Origin of the sequence: Kitasatospora sp. NPDC127116 (assembly GCF_042677365.1) — a bacterium.
GTDB lineage: Bacteria > Actinomycetota > Actinomycetes > Streptomycetales > Streptomycetaceae > Kitasatospora > Kitasatospora lactacystinica.
The window spans coordinates 27,842-43,391 of the sequence record NZ_JBHXTL010000007.1 but is presented as its reverse complement, the minus strand read 5'-3'; the positions used below and the strand labels follow the sequence as shown (position 1 = coordinate 43,391).

Here is a 15,550-nt window from a genome sequence, read left to right as displayed (position 1 = left end):
GATGACCGATGATCAGCGCACGCAGACTCCCCGCACCGCCGACGAACGCGCCACTCTGGCGGGCTTCCTGGACTACCAGCGCGACACCCTCGCGATGAAGTGCGCGGGCCTCACCGCGGAGCAGCTCCGCGCCCGGGTGCTGGAACCGTCCGGGCTCTCCCTGCTCGGGCTGGTCCGCCACCTCGCCGAGGTGGAGCGCGGCTGGTTCCGCAACGTCCTCAACGACGAGGGCCTGCCGGGATTCTGGAAGCACCCGGACGGGTCCTTCGCCGAGTTCGACGCCGACACCGCCGACCCCGACGAGGCCTTCGCGATCTGGCGCCGGGAGTGCGACCGCGCCCGGGAACTCGTTTCCGCCGCCGAGTCGTTGGACGTCCTGGGCCACTACGGCGACGAGGTCTTCTCGCTCCGCTGGATCCTCACCCACATGATCGAGGAGTACGCCCGCCACAACGGCCACGCCGATCTGCTCCGCGAGCACCTCGACGGCACCACCGGCGAGTAGCACCGGACGCGGCGCCGGACGCGGCCGGACGACGAGGGAGCGAGCAGAGCGTGCGGACCCGTCAGAAGGAACGCGACACCCCCGGGCCGTCCGAGCCCTGGAACGAGATCGTCCCCGGGCTCTGGATGGGCGGGCACTACTTCACCCGGCCCGGCAGCGAGCTGGAACTCGCGATCGTACGGGCCGAGTTCGACCTGGTGGTCAGCCTGTTCACCCGTTCCGGGCACGGTCCGGCACCGGGAGTGGAGCACGTCGTCCGGGAGGTGCCCGACGCCCCGCTCTCCCCCGGTCAGCTGCTCGCCGTCCAGGAGGCGGCCGGGCTCACCGAGTCGGCCGTCCGCCGGGGCCGGCGGACGCTGGTGCGCTGCCACTCGGGGTACAACCGCTCGGGCCTGGTGGTGGCGCAGGCGCTCATCGGCCTCGGCCACGAGAGCGGCGAGGCGGTCCGGCTGGTCCGGGAACGGCGCTCGCCCTGGGCCCTGAACAACCCGGTGTTCGTGGACTACCTGGACACCGGACTGGAGGTCGCCGTGCTGCTGACCGGCCTCAACGGGTGAGGCCGGTCAGCGGCATGACGTTCCGTCAGAATTCTCAGATGTCGCGGAAGGTCTCGATCTGGGCGCCGATGGAGTTGAGGCGCTCGGCGAGGTCCTCGTAGCCGCGGTTGATGACGTAGACGTTGCGCAGCACCGAGGTGCCCTTGGCGGCGAGCATGGCGAGCAGGATGACCACGGCGGGGCGCAGGGCCGGCGGGCACATCATCTCGGCGGCGCGCCACCGGGTCGGCCCCTGGACCAGCACCCGGTGCGGGTCGAGGAGCTTGACGTCGGCGCCGAGGCGGGTCAGCTCGGTCAGGTAGATCGCGCGGTTGTCGTACACCCAGTCGTGGATCATCGTGGTGCCGTGCGCGGCCGCGGCGATGGCGGCGAAGAACGGCACGTTGTCGATGTTGATGCCGGGGAACGGCATCGGGTGGATGGTGTCGATCGGCGCGGTCAGCTTGGACGGGCGCACGGTGAGGTCGACCAGCCGGGTGTGACCGTTGTGGGCCCGGTACTCGGGGGTGCGGTCGTAGTCGAGACCCATGCCCTCCAGCACGGCGAGCTCGATCTCCAGGAACTCGATCGGCACCCGGCGGACGGTCAGCTCGGAGGAGGTGACGACGGCGGCGGCCAGCAGGCTCATCGCCTCCACCGGGTCCTCGGCCGGGGTGTAGTCGACGTCGCAGGTGATCTGCGGGACGCCGTGCACGGTGAGGGTGGTGGTGCCGATGCCCTCGATCCTCACGCCCAGCTTCTCCAGGAAGAAGCAGAGGTCCTGGACCATGTAGTTGGGCGAGGCGTTGCGGATGACGCTGACGCCGTCGTGCCGGGCGGCGGCCAGCAGGGCGTTCTCGGTGACCGTGTCCCCGCGCTCGGTCAGCACGATCGGGCGGTCCATCGGGGCACCCGGCTCGACCGAGGCGTGGTAGGCGCCGCCGGTGGTGGCGACCTCCAGGCCGAAGCGGCGCAGCGCGGTCAGGTGCGGCTGCACGGTGCGGGTGCCGAGGTCGCAGCCACCCGCGTACGGGATGGCGAAGTGCTGGGCGCGGTGCATCAGCGGGCCGAGGAACATCAGCACGCTGCGGGTGCGGCGGGCCGCCTCGACGTCCATCGCCGCGAGGTCCAGCTCGGCGGGCGGGGTGAGTTCGAGGTCGCGGCCCTCGTTGATCCAGCGGCTCTTGACGCCGATGCTGGTGAGCACCTCGAGGATGCGGTAGACCTCCTCGATCCGCGCGACGCTGCGGATCGTGGTGCGGCCGGTGGTCAGCAGCGAGGCGCAGAGGATCGCCACGCAGGCGTTCTTGCTGCTGCGGACGTCGATCGCACCGGAGAGCCGGGTGCCGCCGGCGACGCGCAGGTGCATCGGGCCGGAGTAGCCGAGGGAGACGATCTCGCTGTCGAGGGCTTCGCCGATGCGGGCGATCATCTCAAGGCTGACGTTCTGCTTGCCCTGTTCGATGCGGTTGACCGCGCTCTGGCTGGTTCCGAGGGCCTCTCCGAGCTGCGCCTGGGACCAGCCGCGGTGCTGGCGCGCGGTACGGATGAGGGTGCCGATACGGGTGAGGTAGTCGCCTGTCACTCGCCAGACGATATCTCATGGTTGAGATGGCGACAGAACTGGGGCCCGGCGTGGTACTCCATTTGTCCGTTTCTCGCCCCGTATGGACGTCAGTTCTTCACATCACCAGGTGAGGTTGTCACGCCGTCGTGACACTCGTGACAGTGTCACGGCCCGACGAGGCCACGGCCCCACGAGGCCACGCCCCGACGACCTCACGGGCAGGCCGCGCGACGGGCGGGCAGGGTCACGGCCCGAGCGGCTCCGCCCGGCCGACGACGGTGCCCGCGCGGTCGATGCAGATGACGTCCACCGCGACCGGCGAGCCCAGCAGCACGCCGAGCGCCGTCGCCCGGGCCGCCTCGGCGACCAGATCCCCGAGCGGCACCCCGGCCGCCCGGCACAACTGCACCGCTTCCAGTGCGGTGTTGGCGCCCGCGACCGCCCCGGCCAGCACCTCGTCGGCCCCGCCCCGACGGGCCAGTTCGGCCAAGTACCCCTTGTCCACCTGGGAGCGCGCCGAGTGGAGGTCGAGGTGGCCGGCCGCGAGCTTGGACAGCTTGGCGAAGCCGCCCGCGATGGTCAGCCGGGGCACCGGGTGGCGCTTGAGGTACTTGAGCACGGCGCCGGCGAAATCGCCCATGTCCAGCAGTGCGTCCTCCGGCAGCCCGTGCTCCGCCACCGCGACCTTCTCCGAGGTCGACCCGGTGCAGCCGGCCACGTGGGTGCGCCCCGCCGCCCGGGCCACGTCCACCCCGCGGCGGATCGAGTCGATCCAGGCCGAACACGAGTAGGGGACGACCACCCCGGTCGTGCCGAGGATGGACAGACCGCCGAGGATGCCGAGCCGGGGGTTCCAGGTGGAACGGGCGATCTCCTCGCCGTGGTCGACCGAGATCTCCACCACCACGTCCCCGCTGCCCCCGCGGGCGGCGGCCACCTCGGCTACCGCGTCCCGGATCATCTGCCGGGGCACCGGGTTGATGGCGGGCTCGCCGACCGGCAGCGGCAGGCCGGCCTTGGTGACCGTCCCCACCCCGGGACCGGCCCGGAACACCACCCCGGTGCCGGGCGCGCCGGGCCGTACGGTCGAGCGGATCAGTGCGCCATGGGTGACGTCGGGGTCGTCGCCCGCGTCCTTGACCACCCCGGCCATGGCGGCGATGCGCCGGTCGGGGCCGGGCGCACCGGGCCTGTCGGGCTTGTCGGGCGCACCGGCCGGCTCTCCGGCGACGGGGTTCGCGGCGGCAGCCGACTCCTCGGCCGTGGCCGGCTCTCCGGCGGCGGCCGACTCCTCGGCGACGGTCAGTTCCTCGGCAGCGGTCAGTTCCTCGGCGGCGAGGGCGAAGGCGGGCTGCTGACCCTTGGGCAGGGTGATGACCACCGGGTCCGGGAACTCGCCGGTGAGCAGCGCGGTGTACGCCGCCTTGGTGGCCGCGGTGGCGCAGGCCCCCGTCGTCCAGCCGGGCCGCAGGCCGCTGCTCTTCAGCTGGCCGGCCCGGCCTCCTGCTCCGGCTCCCGCCTCGGCTCCCGCTGCGGCCACCTGCGCCCCGTTTCCGACGGCGCCCGCGCCGTCCTGCTCCGCTCCGGCGGCCACACCGGCCGCCGCCGCCGATTTTCCCCCACCGGGCCGGGTGGGACCCGACCGGGGTGGCGGCACCCGCGTCCCGCGCGGTGCGGAGGAATCCCGAGCACGAGCCGCACGGGGCCGCTGCCCCGCGTTCCCGAAGAGTTCTCCGCACGGGCCTCGCCCACCGTGCCTACCAGTGAGTAATCTGGCGGTCCGCCAGAAGCGGGTTCATGACAGACGTGGGCCCGGCCGGGGTCGAAGCGCCCCGCCGGGCCATCAGCATGTGGGGGTTTTTGTGGCAGGGATGAGTCGGCGTACGTTCCTCACCGGTACGTCGGTGGCCGCTGCCTGGTCGGCCTTGTCGCTGGGCGGCGCGCAGTTCGCCTCGGCCGCGGCGCGCGACCGGGCGCTGGCGACGACGGCCGAGCGGGCGATCAGGATCACCGGGACCACGCTGGAGCAGGTGGCCACCCCGGTCGGCACCGGTGGCTACAAGCGGCTGACGGCCGGACCCGGCTGGCCGCTGATGGTGCGCGGCGACCTGGCGTCGGCGACCACCGGGCGGGACGACCGCCGGACCGGCCTCGCCAGCTTCGTCCAGTTCAGCGACCTGCACCTGGTGGACACCGAGTCCCCGGTGCGCTTCGAGTACCTGGCCAAGCTCAACGGCAGCGCCTACCGGCCGCAGGAGGCCCTGAACGCCCGCGGTGTCTCGGCCCTCGTCGAGCGGGTCAACTCGCTCGCCGGCGGCCCCTACACCGGGATGCCGTTCAGCATGGTGATGGCCACCGGCGACAACACCGACAACCACGAGCTCGCCGAACTCGACTGGTACCTCAAGGTCATGGGCGGCGGCCGGCTGGCCCAGAACACCGGTGACCCGAACCGCTACGAAGGAGTGCAGAACTCCGGCAACGCCGCCTACTGGAACCCCGAACTCTCCTACAGCGACGGCTACAAGGCGAAGGGCTTCCCGCAGATACCCGGCTTCCTGTCCGCCGCCGGCCGCCCCTTCGACGCGCCCGGCCTGCGCACGCCCTGGTACACCACGGTCGGCAACCACGACGACAGCATCGAGGGCTCGCTGCCGGACCTCGGGCTGCTGAACGACCTGTACGCCGGCCAGTACAAGCTGGAGGGCTGCGACGACGCCACGGCCGCCCAGCTGATGGACTCGCTGCGCCGCGACCCGGCGGGCGCCGTGCTGCTGCTCGCGAAGCTGATCGCCAGCGGTGACCTGGTGCGCAGGATCACCCCGGACGATCGCCGCCGGCCGTTCACGCTCAAGGAGTTCGCCAAGGCCCACCTGAACCCGGCGGTCACCGGCGCGGGCCCGTACGGGCACGGCTTCACCTCGGACATGGCCAACAGCGGCAAGCTCTACTACACCTTCCGCATCTCGGAGAAGGTGGTCGGCATCAGCCTGGACACCACCAACCAGGCCGGGTTCGCCGACGGTTCGCTGGGCACCGCGCAACTGCGCTGGCTGGAGCAGCAGTTGAAGGCGCACAGCGGACACTGGTACGACGCCGACGGGCGCAAGGTGACCGGTGGGAGCACGGACGAGCTGATCCTCGTCTTCAGCCACCACACCAGCGGCACGATGGGCAACCTGCTGCCGGACCCGCGCAACATCTTCGAGGGGCGGCACGACGGCAACGAGCTGGTGGCGCTGCTCCAGCGCTACCCGAACGTGGTCGCGTGGGTGAACGGGCACACCCACATGAACAAGATCACGCCGCACGGCCACGCGGTGCCGGAGCGGGCGTTCTGGGAGATCAACACCGCCTCGCACATCGACTACCCGCAGCACGGGCGGATCATCGAGATCGCGGACAACGGGGACGGCACGCTCTCGCTGTTCACCACGCTGATCGAGTCCTCCGCACCGTACGGGACGGACTTCGGCAGCACCTCGGACGCCAACCTCGCGGCGCTCTACCGCGAGCTGTCGTACAACGACCCGAACGGCCGGCCGACGGCACTGCTGGGCACGGACGGGGACCACAACACGGAGCTGCTGCTCACCAAGCCGACCCGGTAGCAGCGGCCGGGGTCCGGCGAACGGCCGCCAACGGGTGACGGCCGACAGTCGACGGATGGCGGATGACAGCTGACGGATGACAGCGAACAGATGATGAAATCTGTTCGCTGTCATCCGTCGCCCGTCACTCCTCCGGGTACCGCCGCGGCGTCCAGACGACCTCCACGCCGCCGCCCCGCTCGACCGCCCGGGTCTGCGAGGAGCCGATCAGCAGGACGGTCCGCATGTCGACCAGCGCCGGGTCCAGCTCGCCCAGCCGGACGATCCGCACCCGCTCGGTCGGGCCGCCGACGTCGCGGGCCATCACCACCGGGGTCTCCGGCGCCCGGTACTCCAGCAGCAGGTCCCGGGCGAGACCGACCTGGGTGGTCCGGGACTTCGAGCCCGGGTTGTACAGCGCGAGCACCAGGTCCGCCCCGGCGGCGGCGCGCAGCCGCTTCGCCACCACGTCCCAGGGCTTGAGCCGGTCCGAGAGCGAGATCGTCGCGTAGTCGTGCCCGAGCGGGGCGCCGACCCGGGAGGCGGCCGCATGGGCGGCGGTCATCCCCGGGAGCACCCGCACCGGGACGTCCCGGTACGCCTCCTCGCAGGCGACCTCCAGCACCGCGGTGGCCATCGCGAACACCCCCGGGTCGCCCGAGGAGACCACCGCGACGCGGTGGCCGCGCCGGGCGAGGTCCAGGGCGTACTCGGCGCGCTCCGACTCCACCTTGTTGTCCGAGCCGTGCCGCCGCTGCCCCGGCCGTTCCGGCACCCGGTCCAGGTAGGTGGTGTAGCCGACCAGGTCGGTGGCCTCGGACAGCGCGCCGCGCGCCTCGGCGGTCAGCCAGAGCGGTCCGGCCGGCCCGGTGCCGACCACGGTCACACTGCCGACGCCGTCCGACAGCCGGATCTCCGGCTCCAGCGGAGCGACCTTGCTCGGCAGCACCGCGACCGAGAAGTACGGCACCGTCCCGTCCTCGACCTCGGCGAGCGGCGCGACCCGCTCCCCCGCCATGAAGGCCCGCTCCACGTACTGCGCGTCCGCCAGCCGCCCGGCCCGCTCCAGGGCCCGGCGGACGGTCGGGAAGGTGCGCCCCAGCTTCATGATCACGGCAGAGTCGGCGGCCGCGATCCGCGCCGTCAGCTCCTCCTCGGGCAGCGTGCCGGGGATGACGGTGAGCGTCTCCTCGGCCTCGGTCAGCGGCTGTCCGAGCCGGGCGGCGGCCGCGCTGAGCGACGTCACGCCCGGCACCACCTCGGTCGGGTAGCGGTGCGCGAGCCGCTTGTGCATGTGCTGGTAGGAGCCGTAGAAGAGCGGGTCGCCCTCGGCGAGGACCACCACGTCGCGCCCGGCGTCCAGGTGGGCGGCCAGCCGGGCGGCGGCCTCCTCGTAGAAGTCGTCCAGCGCGCCGCGGTAGCCGCCCGGGTGGTCGGTGGTCTCGACGGTGAGCGGGTAGACCAGCTTCTCCTCGATCTGACCGCCCGCCAGATACCGCTCGGCGATCGAGCGCGCGATGGACCGCCCGTGCCGGGCGCTGTGGTAGGCCACCACGTCGGCCTTGCCGATGAGCTCGGCGGCCCGGACGGTCACCAGCGACGGGTCGCCCGGGCCGAGCCCGACGCCGTACAGCCGGCCCGTGGGGTTCTGATGCTCCGTCACTCTTCTTCGCTCGCAATCGCGTTGACGGCGGCGGCGGCCATCGCGCTGCCGCCGCGCCGGCCGCGCACCACCAGGTGCTCCAGGCCGGACGGGTGCTCGGCCAGGGCCTGCTTGGACTCGGCGGCGCCGATGAAGCCGACCGGAACGCCGATCACCGCGGCCGGTCGCGGTGCGCCCGCCTCGATCATCTCCAGCAGCCGGAACAGCGAGGTCGGCGCGTTGCCGACGGCGACCACCGCGCCCTTCAGCCGGGGCAGCCACAGCTCCATGGCCGCGGCGCTGCGGGTGTTGCCCATCTTCCGGGCGAGTTCGGGCACCGACGGGTCGGTGAGGGTGCAGATCACCTCGTTGTCGGCGGGCAGCCGCTTGCGGGTGACGCCGCTCGCGACCATGTTGACGTCGCAGAGGATGGGCGCACCGGCGTGCAGCGCGGCGCGCGCGGAGGCGACCACACCGGGCGAGTACACCAGGTCCTCGACCAGGTCGACCATCCCGCAGGCGTGGATCATCCGCACCGCGACCTGGGAGACGTCCGCCGGAAGGGCGGCCAGATCGGCCTCCGCGCGGATGGTGGCAAAGGACTGGCGGTAGATGGACGCGCCGTCCTTCTCGTACTCGATCACTTCGTGGTCCTCCTGGCCTCGGCGACCGCCTCGGCCATCTCCTCGTTCGTCACGTCGACGCCCGTCGCGTCCTTGACGTCCACCGCATCGGCAGCCGTCGCACCGGCTCCCGCGGCGTTCACCGTCACCCGGTAGCCGCGCCCTGTGGCGAGCACGTCCACCCAGCGCCCGGCCGGGTGGCCGCAGCGCCGTTCACAGCCCGACCAGTGGACGGGCAGCACACCTGCGGGCCCGGCACCGGCCCCCACCGCGAGACCCGTTCCCGCAGCGGCACCGGCGTCCAACGCGGCACCGCCTGCCGCAGCGGCGCCGGAGTCCAATGCCCGGGCCGCGTCCGAGCGGACGTCGGCCAGCGACTTGGCGCAGCCCGGCAGCCCGGTGCAGGCGGTGGCCCGCTCCCAGGCCGAGCCGGGCTCGGTGCGGAAGCCGGCCGCGGCGAGCGCCGGCAGCCGGTCGGCCGGAGCCCCGGGCAGCACCGCTCCGCGCCAGGGGGTCAGTCGCAGTTCGCCGGCCGAGGCGGCGACCAGCGCCCGCCACTGTCCGGCGCCCGCCCGGCCGAAGCGCAGTCCCACCGAGAGCCCGCCGGGCAGCGCGCCGACGGCGGGCGCGGCACCGGCGAAGGCGGGCAGCGGCACCGGGCCGGCCGGCAGCAGGTCGGGGACCTCGCGCAGGTGCCAGGCCTTGCGCCCGTTGGTCCGCAGCACCGCCAGGAAGGAGCGGGCCGCTTCCAGCACGGCCGTCACCTCCTGCCCGGCCTCGACCGGGTGTCCGCGGTCGGCGCGCCCGAGGCGCAGCAGCCGGGTGCCGTCCGGGCCTGCGATCAATGTCACATCGGCGTCGAGCGCGGCGACGTCGCCCCGCCCGTCGTCCAGCGCGAACAGGAACTTGCCGGAGAGCCCGGCCGCCCAGTCGCTCGCGCACAGTCGTGCGTCCAACTCCCGCACCCAGGCCTGTACATCGGCTCTGCCGGGGCCGCCCGCGGCGTCCAGTCCGGCCGCCGGCGAGGCGACGATGTTGCGGACCCGCTCGTGGGTGTCCGAGGGCAGCAGTCCGACGGCGCGCAGGCGGTCGGCGAGCTCGGCCGCGCAGTGCGGGGCCAGGCCGCGCAGCTGGACGTTGCCGCGCGAGGTGGTCTCCAGCTCACCGTCGCCGAGGGCCTCGGCCGCCTCGGCCAGCGCGAGGGCCTGACGGTCCGTCAGCAGCCCGCCGGGCAGGCGGATCCGGGCGAGGGCGCCGTCGTCGGCCGTATGCAGACGAAGCGCTCCGGGGCAGGCGTCCGCACGCCCCCGGTCGGGCACCTCCCGGTCGGGTCCTGCGGCGCCCGGCGCGGTGGCGTCGGGTGTCGGTGGCATGGCGGCGAGCATACAGATGATCCGATCGCTTGCCTCCGTCCGCTGCATCACACCCGGGCCGCACCTCGGTCGCACGCCGACCACCTCATCGGCTTCACCACCGGCCTCGCCTCCCGCTTCGGCCCCGCTACGCCCCCCGCCTCGGCCCCGCCTCGTCGCGCTTCGGCCCCGCTTCGGCCCCGCTTCGGCCCCGCTTCACCCCCGCCTCGTCGTCGCCTCGCATGCCCGAACGTCCGAAAGCTCACTCTCCCCCAGGTCAGCCGTACCCCGTACGATGCTGACGGGCGGTCCCAGCGGGCCGCCCACACGCCAGCGACGGCGCAGGGGAGGAAACCGGTGCGAACCCGGTGCGGTCCCGCCACTGTGACCGCGGTTCACCGGTAGACCGGTCGGCCGCGGGAGCCAGGAACTCCTGCCGTCCTCCACCGGCCCGGGGCGCGGACCCCGAGGAAGGCAGACATGTTCCAGCGCTGTCGCATGCCCGCGCCCGCGTCCCCGGCCGCCATCACGGCCGTTCCGGCCGCCGCCACGACCACCCCGGTCGACCGCGCGGCCGCTCCGGCCACCGCTGCGGCCGACCCGGCCCAGATCCCGGCCGCCCTGGCCACCGACGAGGCCGGGAGGGCCTTCATATGATCCTGCTGCTGTCGACGTCCGACACCGACCTGCTCAGCGCCCGCGCTTCCGAGGGCCCGGTGCGCTACCGGCTCGGCAACCCGGCCCGACTCACCCCCGAGGACCTGCCCGCGCTGCTGGAGGGCACCGAGCTCGTCGTGGTCCGCCTGCTCGGCGGGCGCCGCGCCTGGCAGGAGGGCCTGGACACGCTGCTGGCCGGCCCCCGCCCGGTCATCGTCCTGACGGGTGAGCAGGCCCCCGACGCCCAGCTGATGGAGCTGTCCACCGTCCCGGCCGGCATCGCCGCCGAGGCGCACGCCTACCTGGCCCACGGCGGCGCGGCCAACCTCGCCGAGCTGGGCGCCTTCCTCTCCGACACCGTGCTGCTGACCGGCCACGGCTTCGCCCCGCCCGCCTCCGCCCCGGCCTGGGGCCCGCTGGAGCGCGAAGCCCGTACGACCGAGGGCCCGACCGTCGCGGTGCTCTACTACCGCGCCCACCACATGAGCGGCAACACCGCCTTCGTGGAGACGCTCTGCCGGGCCGTCGAGGACCAGGGAGCCCGGGCCAAGGCCTACTACTGCGCCTCGCTGCGCGGCGCCGAGCCGGAGCTGCTGGCCGCGCTCGGCGAGGCCGACGCGATCGTCACCACCGTGCTCGCCGCCGGCGGCACCCGCCCGGCCGACGCCCAGGCCGGCGGGGACGAGGAGGCCTGGGACGCGGGCGCGCTGGCCGCCCTCGACCGCCCGATCCTCCAGGCGCTCTGCCTCACCTGGTCGCGCGCCCAGTGGGAGGCCAGCGACGACGGCCTGTCCCCGCTGGACACCGCCACCCAGATCGCCGTGCCGGAGTTCGACGGCCGCCTGATCAGCGTCCCGTTCTCCTTCAAGGAGCTGGACGAGGACGGCCTCACCGTCTACGCCGCCGACCCGGAGCGCGCCGCCCGGGTCGCCGGCACCGCCGTCAAGCACGCCCGGCTTCGGCACGTTCCGGCCGCCGAGCGCCGCCTCGCCCTGGTGCTGTCCGCGTACCCGACCAAGCACGCCCGGGTCGGCAACGCCGTCGGCCTGGACACCCCGGCCAGTGCGGTGCGGCTGCTGGAGCGGCTGCGCGCGGAGGGCATGGACCTCGGGAACGACCTCCCCTCGTTCGACGACGGCGAGGGCGGCCACGAGGGCGACGCGCTGATCCACGCCCTGATCGCGGCCGGCGGCTACGACCAGGACTGGCTCACCGAGGACCAGCTGGCCCGCAACCCGGTGCGCATCCCCGCGGCCGACTACCGCCGCTGGTACGCCACCCTCCCGCAGGGCCTGCGCGAGCAGGTCGAGGAGCACTGGGGCCCGGCCCCCGGCGAGCTGTACGTCGACCGCTCGCAGAACCCGGACGGCGACATCGTGCTGGCCGCGATCCGCTCCGGGAACCTGCTCGTGCTGATCCAGCCGCCGCGCGGCTTCGGCGAGAACCCGGTCGCCATCTACCACGACCCCGACCTGCCGCCGAGCCACCACTACCTGGCCGCCTACCGCTGGATCGAGGCCGCCCAGGAGGACGGCGGCTTCGGCGCCCACGCGGTGATCCACCTCGGCAAGCACGGCAACCTGGAGTGGCTGCCCGGCAAGACCGCCGCGCTGTCCGCCGAGTGCGGCCCGGACGCCGTCCTCGGCGACCTGCCGCTGGTCTACCCCTTCCTGGTCAACGACCCGGGCGAGGGCACCCAGGCCAAGCGCCGCGCCCACGCCACGCTCGTCGACCACCTCGTCCCGCCGATGGCCCGCGCCGACTCCTACGGCGACATCGCGCGCCTGGAGCAGCTGCTGGACGAGCACTCCAACATCGCCGCGATGGACCCGGCCAAGCTGCCGGCGATCCGAGCCCAGATCTGGACCCTGATCCAGGCCGCCAAGCTCGACCACGACCTCGGCCTGGACGAGCGCCCCGAGGACGACGGCTTCGACGACTTCCTGCTGCACGTCGACGGCTGGCTCTGCGAGGTCAAGGACGCCCAGATCCGCGACGGTCTGCACGTCCTCGGCCAGGCTCCGGCCGGCACCGACCGGGTCAACATCGTGCTCGCCATCCTGCGCGCCCGGCAGATCTGGGGCGGCGTCAGCGCCCTGCCCGGTCTGCGCGAGGCGCTCGGCCTGGACGAGGCGGCGCTCACCCTCGGTGCCACCGACGCGGCCGAGGCCAAGGCGCGCGCCCTGGTCGAGGCCATGGAGGCGGAGGACTGGGCGCCCGAGGCGGTCGAGAAGGTCACCGCCGAGCTGCCGGAGACCGTCCAGGAGGCCGTCCGCCAGGTGCTGGACTTCGCCGCCACCCAGGTGGTGCCGCGGCTGTCCGCCACCACCGACGAGCTGGACGCCGTGCTGCACGCGCTCCAGGGCGGCTTCGTCCCGGCCGGCCCGTCCGGCTCGCCGCTGCGCGGCCTGGTCAACGTGCTGCCGACCGGCCGCAACTTCTACTCCGTCGACCCGAAGGCCGTCCCCAGCAAGCTCGCCTGGGAGACCGGCCAGGCCCTCGCCACCTCGCTGGTCGAGCGGTACACCGCCGACAACGACGGCGCCTACCCGCCCTCGGTCGGGCTCTCGCTCTGGGGCACCAGCGCGATGCGCACGGCCGGCGACGACATCGCCGAGGCCTTCGCCCTGCTCGGCGTGCGCCCGGTCTGGGACGACGCCTCGCGCCGGGTCACCGGCCTGGAGCCGATCCCGCTGGAGGAGCTGGGCCGTCCGCGCATCGACGTCACGCTGCGCATCTCCGGCTTCTTCCGGGACGCCTTCCCGCACGTCGTCGCCCTGCTGGACGACGCGGTGCGCCTGGCCGCCGCCCAGGAGGAGTCCCCCGAGTCGAACTACGTGCGCGCCCACGTCCAGGCCGACCTCGCCGTCCACGGCGACGAGCGCAAGGCCACCGTCCGGGTCTTCGGCTCCCGCCCGGGCACGTACGGGGCGGGCCTGCTGCAGCTGATCGACAGCCGGGACTGGCGCACCGACGCCGACCTGGCCGAGGTGTACACGGTCTGGGGCGGCTACGCGTACGGCCGCGGGCTGGACGGGCGCCCGGCGCGCGAGGAGATGGAGACCGCGTACAAGCGGATCACCGTCGCCGCGAAGAACACCGACACCCGCGAGCACGACATCGCCGACTCGGACGACTACTTCCAGTACCACGGCGGCATGGTGGCCACCGTGCGCGCCCTCACCGGCAAGGCGCCGACCGCCTACATCGGCGACTCGACCCGCCCGGAGACGGTCCGCACCCGCACCCTGACCGAGGAGGCCGCCCGCGTCTTCCGCGCCCGGGTGGTCAACCCGCGCTGGATCGAGGCGATGCGCCGCCACGGCTACAAGGGCGCCTTCGAGATGGCCGCGACGGTGGACTACCTGTTCGGCTACGACGCCACCACGGGCGTGGTCGCGGACTGGATGTACGAGAAGCTGACCCAGGAGTACGTCCTCGACCCGGTCAACCGGGAGTTCCTCGCGGGCGCCAACCCGTGGGCGCTGCACGGGATCAGCGAGCGGCTGCTGGAGGCGGCGAGCCGCGGGCTGTGGGAGCAGCCGGACCCGCAGCTGATCGAGCAGCTGCAGGCCGCGTTCCTGGAGACCGAGGGTGACCTGGAGGGCGGCGAGGACTGACGCCCCGCTGGGCGGAGGCCGCCGGTGTCAGGACCGGCGGCCTTCGCGTTCCCACCACTGCGCTTCGAGGCGGGCCCGCCAGCGGTCGGCCTCCTCGGCCCGGCCGGCGGCGATCAGGACGTCCAGGTAGGTGGCCTGGAAGGCGAGACCGACGTGGTCGTCGTCGACGCGTCGTTCCACCAGCTTCAGCGCGTCGTCGTACCTCTCGGCGGTCAGCAGAATCCGGACCAGGATCTGCGCGATGTACGCCCGGTCCGTCAACGGGCGCAGCTCCTGCTCCGCCTCGTCGAACTTCCCTTGGAGTGCCAGGGCCTGGGCAAGCCACTCCTTGACCTCGATGTCGTCGCTGCCCGACGACCGGGCGACCCGCTCGGCCTCGGCGAACCGGCCGGCCTTGACCAACGCCCTGGCACAGCCGGCCACGCAGAGGTTGTCGGTCGGGAATAGCTCGGCGCCCCGCCGGTAGTACGGCAGAGCCTCCTCGGGACGGTTCAGGTAGTCGAGATAGCCCGCCACGGACCAGGCGTACAGCCCGTTGCCGGGGTCGAGCCGAAGGGCGTTCAGCATGTGTCCGAGCGACGCCTCGACGTCCCCGAGGTGGTCCTCCAGGTAATCGGCGACCGCTTCGGCCGCGTCCGCCGACTCCATGTCCACGCCCCGGAGCACCTTCAGAACAGCTGTGATCCCGCTGTCATTCGACTTGGCCAGAGCGCGCAGGTACAACACCGTCAACGGGCTCCGAGGGTTTCCTTCGAATTCCTTCTTCAGGAATTTCGCAGCTTCTTGAGGATTTTCGGAGTCGAGCATCCTCTCGGCGATGCGGTACGCAATGCGCTGCCTCCCCAGACCCGTTTCCGTCCCTTCCGACAGCCGATAGCGGCGACTGTCCGCGGGCATCGCCCGGTCGGCGGGTTCCTCCGGGCTGTCCTCCTGGAGCCGAGCGGACTTCCAGGCGGCGCGGAACTCCTCCGGATCTCCCCCGAGCGCCTCCACGATCAGCTCCAGCGCGCCCCACCTGGGCAGGCGCTTGCCGGTCAGCGCCTGGTGGACGGTGCTGTGGCTCACCGCGCCGGCGGTCCCGGCGGCGATCCGCCGGGTGCTGGGCTCGCCGGCGTTGAGGTGCAGCTCGCGAAGCCGCATGGTCAGGTCGGCGAGCGCTCCACCATTTTGCACGTATTGCCCCCTTTTTCCGTAATCCCTCGTAAAACGTTACACCACTCCCGTCCCGCCGGGTCCCGCCACGTATCACTCGGTAACGCTTTGCCCGGCCCCGTATTCGACACGTCCCGGTACACCAGATTTGAAGCATGACGACGAACACCGAAACCAGCACGGCCGGGAACGGGAAACTCCACGAGCGCATCAAAGTCGCGGTCAACCTCCTTTCCGCGGCCAATCTCCTCACCCAGGTGATTTCGGGGGTGATCCAGTTGTTCCGATGATTCGCCGACCCGCCGG

At 73.0% G+C, this 15,550-nt stretch carries 12 protein-coding genes and 1 riboswitch; of the genes, 6 read left to right on the top strand and 6 right to left on the bottom strand.

The genetic code is table 11. The annotated features are described in order from the left end of the window. Position 1 precedes the first annotated feature (1 nt). Positions 2-505 (top strand): DinB family protein, encoded by a 504-nt coding sequence (locus ACFVHV_RS04625; protein ID WP_359901660.1) that lies wholly within the window; start codon positions 2-4, stop codon positions 503-505. Between the two features lie 50 nt (positions 506-555). Then, complete coding sequence (locus ACFVHV_RS04620) at positions 556-1,062, top strand: protein phosphatase (protein ID WP_380348771.1); 507 nt, start codon at positions 556-558, stop codon at positions 1,060-1,062. Positions 1,063-1,096: 34 nt separating this feature from the next. Here ACFVHV_RS04620 and ACFVHV_RS04615 read toward each other — a convergent pair whose 3' ends face one another. Both ACFVHV_RS04615 and ACFVHV_RS04610 read right to left on the bottom strand, forming a co-directional pair. Further along, positions 1,097-2,626 carry a UDP-N-acetylglucosamine 1-carboxyvinyltransferase gene (locus ACFVHV_RS04615; protein ID WP_380348769.1) on the bottom strand — a complete coding sequence of 510 codons (1,530 nt, stop codon included), beginning with the start codon at positions 2,624-2,626 and terminating at the stop codon, positions 1,097-1,099. A gap of 226 nt (positions 2,627-2,852) precedes the next feature. Next, positions 2,853-4,148 carry a cobalt-precorrin-5B (C(1))-methyltransferase gene (locus ACFVHV_RS04610; protein WP_359901669.1) on the bottom strand — a complete coding sequence of 432 codons (1,296 nt, stop codon included), beginning with the start codon at positions 4,146-4,148 and terminating at the stop codon, positions 2,853-2,855. A gap of 331 nt (positions 4,149-4,479) precedes the next feature. Between ACFVHV_RS04610 and ACFVHV_RS04605 the strand changes: the two genes are divergently transcribed. Then, positions 4,480-6,219 (top strand): TIGR03767 family metallophosphoesterase, encoded by a 1,740-nt coding sequence (locus ACFVHV_RS04605; RefSeq protein WP_380348767.1) that lies wholly within the window; start codon positions 4,480-4,482, stop codon positions 6,217-6,219. A gap of 124 nt (positions 6,220-6,343) precedes the next feature. On the opposite strand, the gene ACFVHV_RS04600 is transcribed toward ACFVHV_RS04605, so the two are convergent. From ACFVHV_RS04600 to ACFVHV_RS04590, 3 genes are read right to left on the bottom strand one after another with little or no spacing between them, the layout of a single operon-like run. Next, positions 6,344-7,861 carry a precorrin-2 C(20)-methyltransferase gene (locus ACFVHV_RS04600; RefSeq protein WP_380348766.1) on the bottom strand — a complete coding sequence of 506 codons (1,518 nt, stop codon included), beginning with the start codon at positions 7,859-7,861 and terminating at the stop codon, positions 6,344-6,346. Continuing rightward, positions 7,858-8,484 (bottom strand): precorrin-8X methylmutase, encoded by a 627-nt coding sequence (locus tag ACFVHV_RS04595; protein ID WP_380348765.1) that lies wholly within the window; start codon positions 8,482-8,484, stop codon positions 7,858-7,860. Before ACFVHV_RS04595 ends, ACFVHV_RS04600 begins: the two co-directional genes overlap by 4 nt. Then, positions 8,481-9,848, bottom strand: coding sequence for a hypothetical protein (locus ACFVHV_RS04590; RefSeq protein ID WP_380348763.1), 1,368 nt, complete (start codon positions 9,846-9,848; stop codon positions 8,481-8,483). Before ACFVHV_RS04590 ends, ACFVHV_RS04595 begins: the two co-directional genes overlap by 4 nt. A 314-nt stretch (positions 9,849-10,162) precedes the next feature. Next, positions 10,163-10,248, top strand: a riboswitch (cobalamin riboswitch). Between the two features lie 47 nt (positions 10,249-10,295). On the opposite strand from ACFVHV_RS04590, the gene ACFVHV_RS04585 reads away from it, so the two are divergent. Together ACFVHV_RS04585 and cobN are read left to right on the top strand one after the other, a co-directional pair. Beyond that, positions 10,296-10,472, top strand: coding sequence for a hypothetical protein (locus ACFVHV_RS04585; RefSeq protein WP_359901684.1), 177 nt, complete (start codon positions 10,296-10,298; stop codon positions 10,470-10,472). Then, positions 10,469-14,092: a cobaltochelatase subunit CobN gene (gene cobN / locus ACFVHV_RS04580; RefSeq protein ID WP_380348761.1), complete on the top strand. Its 3,624-nt coding sequence runs from the start codon at positions 10,469-10,471 to the stop codon at positions 14,090-14,092. Before ACFVHV_RS04585 ends, cobN begins: the two co-directional genes overlap by 4 nt. A 27-nt stretch (positions 14,093-14,119) precedes the next feature. On the opposite strand, the gene ACFVHV_RS04575 is transcribed toward cobN, so the two are convergent. After that, on the bottom strand, positions 14,120-15,265 hold the full coding sequence (locus ACFVHV_RS04575) for a tetratricopeptide repeat protein (RefSeq protein ID WP_380348759.1): 1,146 nt from the start codon (positions 15,263-15,265) through the stop codon (positions 14,120-14,122). Positions 15,266-15,399: 134 nt separating this feature from the next. Between ACFVHV_RS04575 and ACFVHV_RS04570 the strand changes: the two genes are divergently transcribed. Next, positions 15,400-15,534: a hypothetical protein gene (locus ACFVHV_RS04570; protein WP_380348757.1), complete on the top strand. Its 135-nt coding sequence runs from the start codon at positions 15,400-15,402 to the stop codon at positions 15,532-15,534. Positions 15,535-15,550: the final 16 nt, after the last annotated feature.

Bases quoted from the DNA above. Each gene is read 5' to 3' on its own strand.
- ACFVHV_RS04625 (WP_359901660.1), top strand. From the start codon at position 2: ATGACCGATGATCAGCGCACGCAGACTCCCCGCACCGCCGACGAACGC.
- ACFVHV_RS04605 (WP_380348767.1), top strand. From the start codon at position 4,480: ATGAGTCGGCGTACGTTCCTCACCGGTACGTCGGTGGCCGCTGCCTGG.
- ACFVHV_RS04590 (WP_380348763.1), bottom strand. From the start codon at position 9,848: ATGCTCGCCGCCATGCCACCGACACCCGACGCCACCGCGCCGGGCGCC.
- ACFVHV_RS04585 (WP_359901684.1), top strand. From the start codon at position 10,296: ATGTTCCAGCGCTGTCGCATGCCCGCGCCCGCGTCCCCGGCCGCCATC.
- cobN (WP_380348761.1), top strand. From the start codon at position 10,469: ATGATCCTGCTGCTGTCGACGTCCGACACCGACCTGCTCAGCGCCCGC.
- ACFVHV_RS04570 (WP_380348757.1), top strand. From the start codon at position 15,400: ATGACGACGAACACCGAAACCAGCACGGCCGGGAACGGGAAACTCCAC.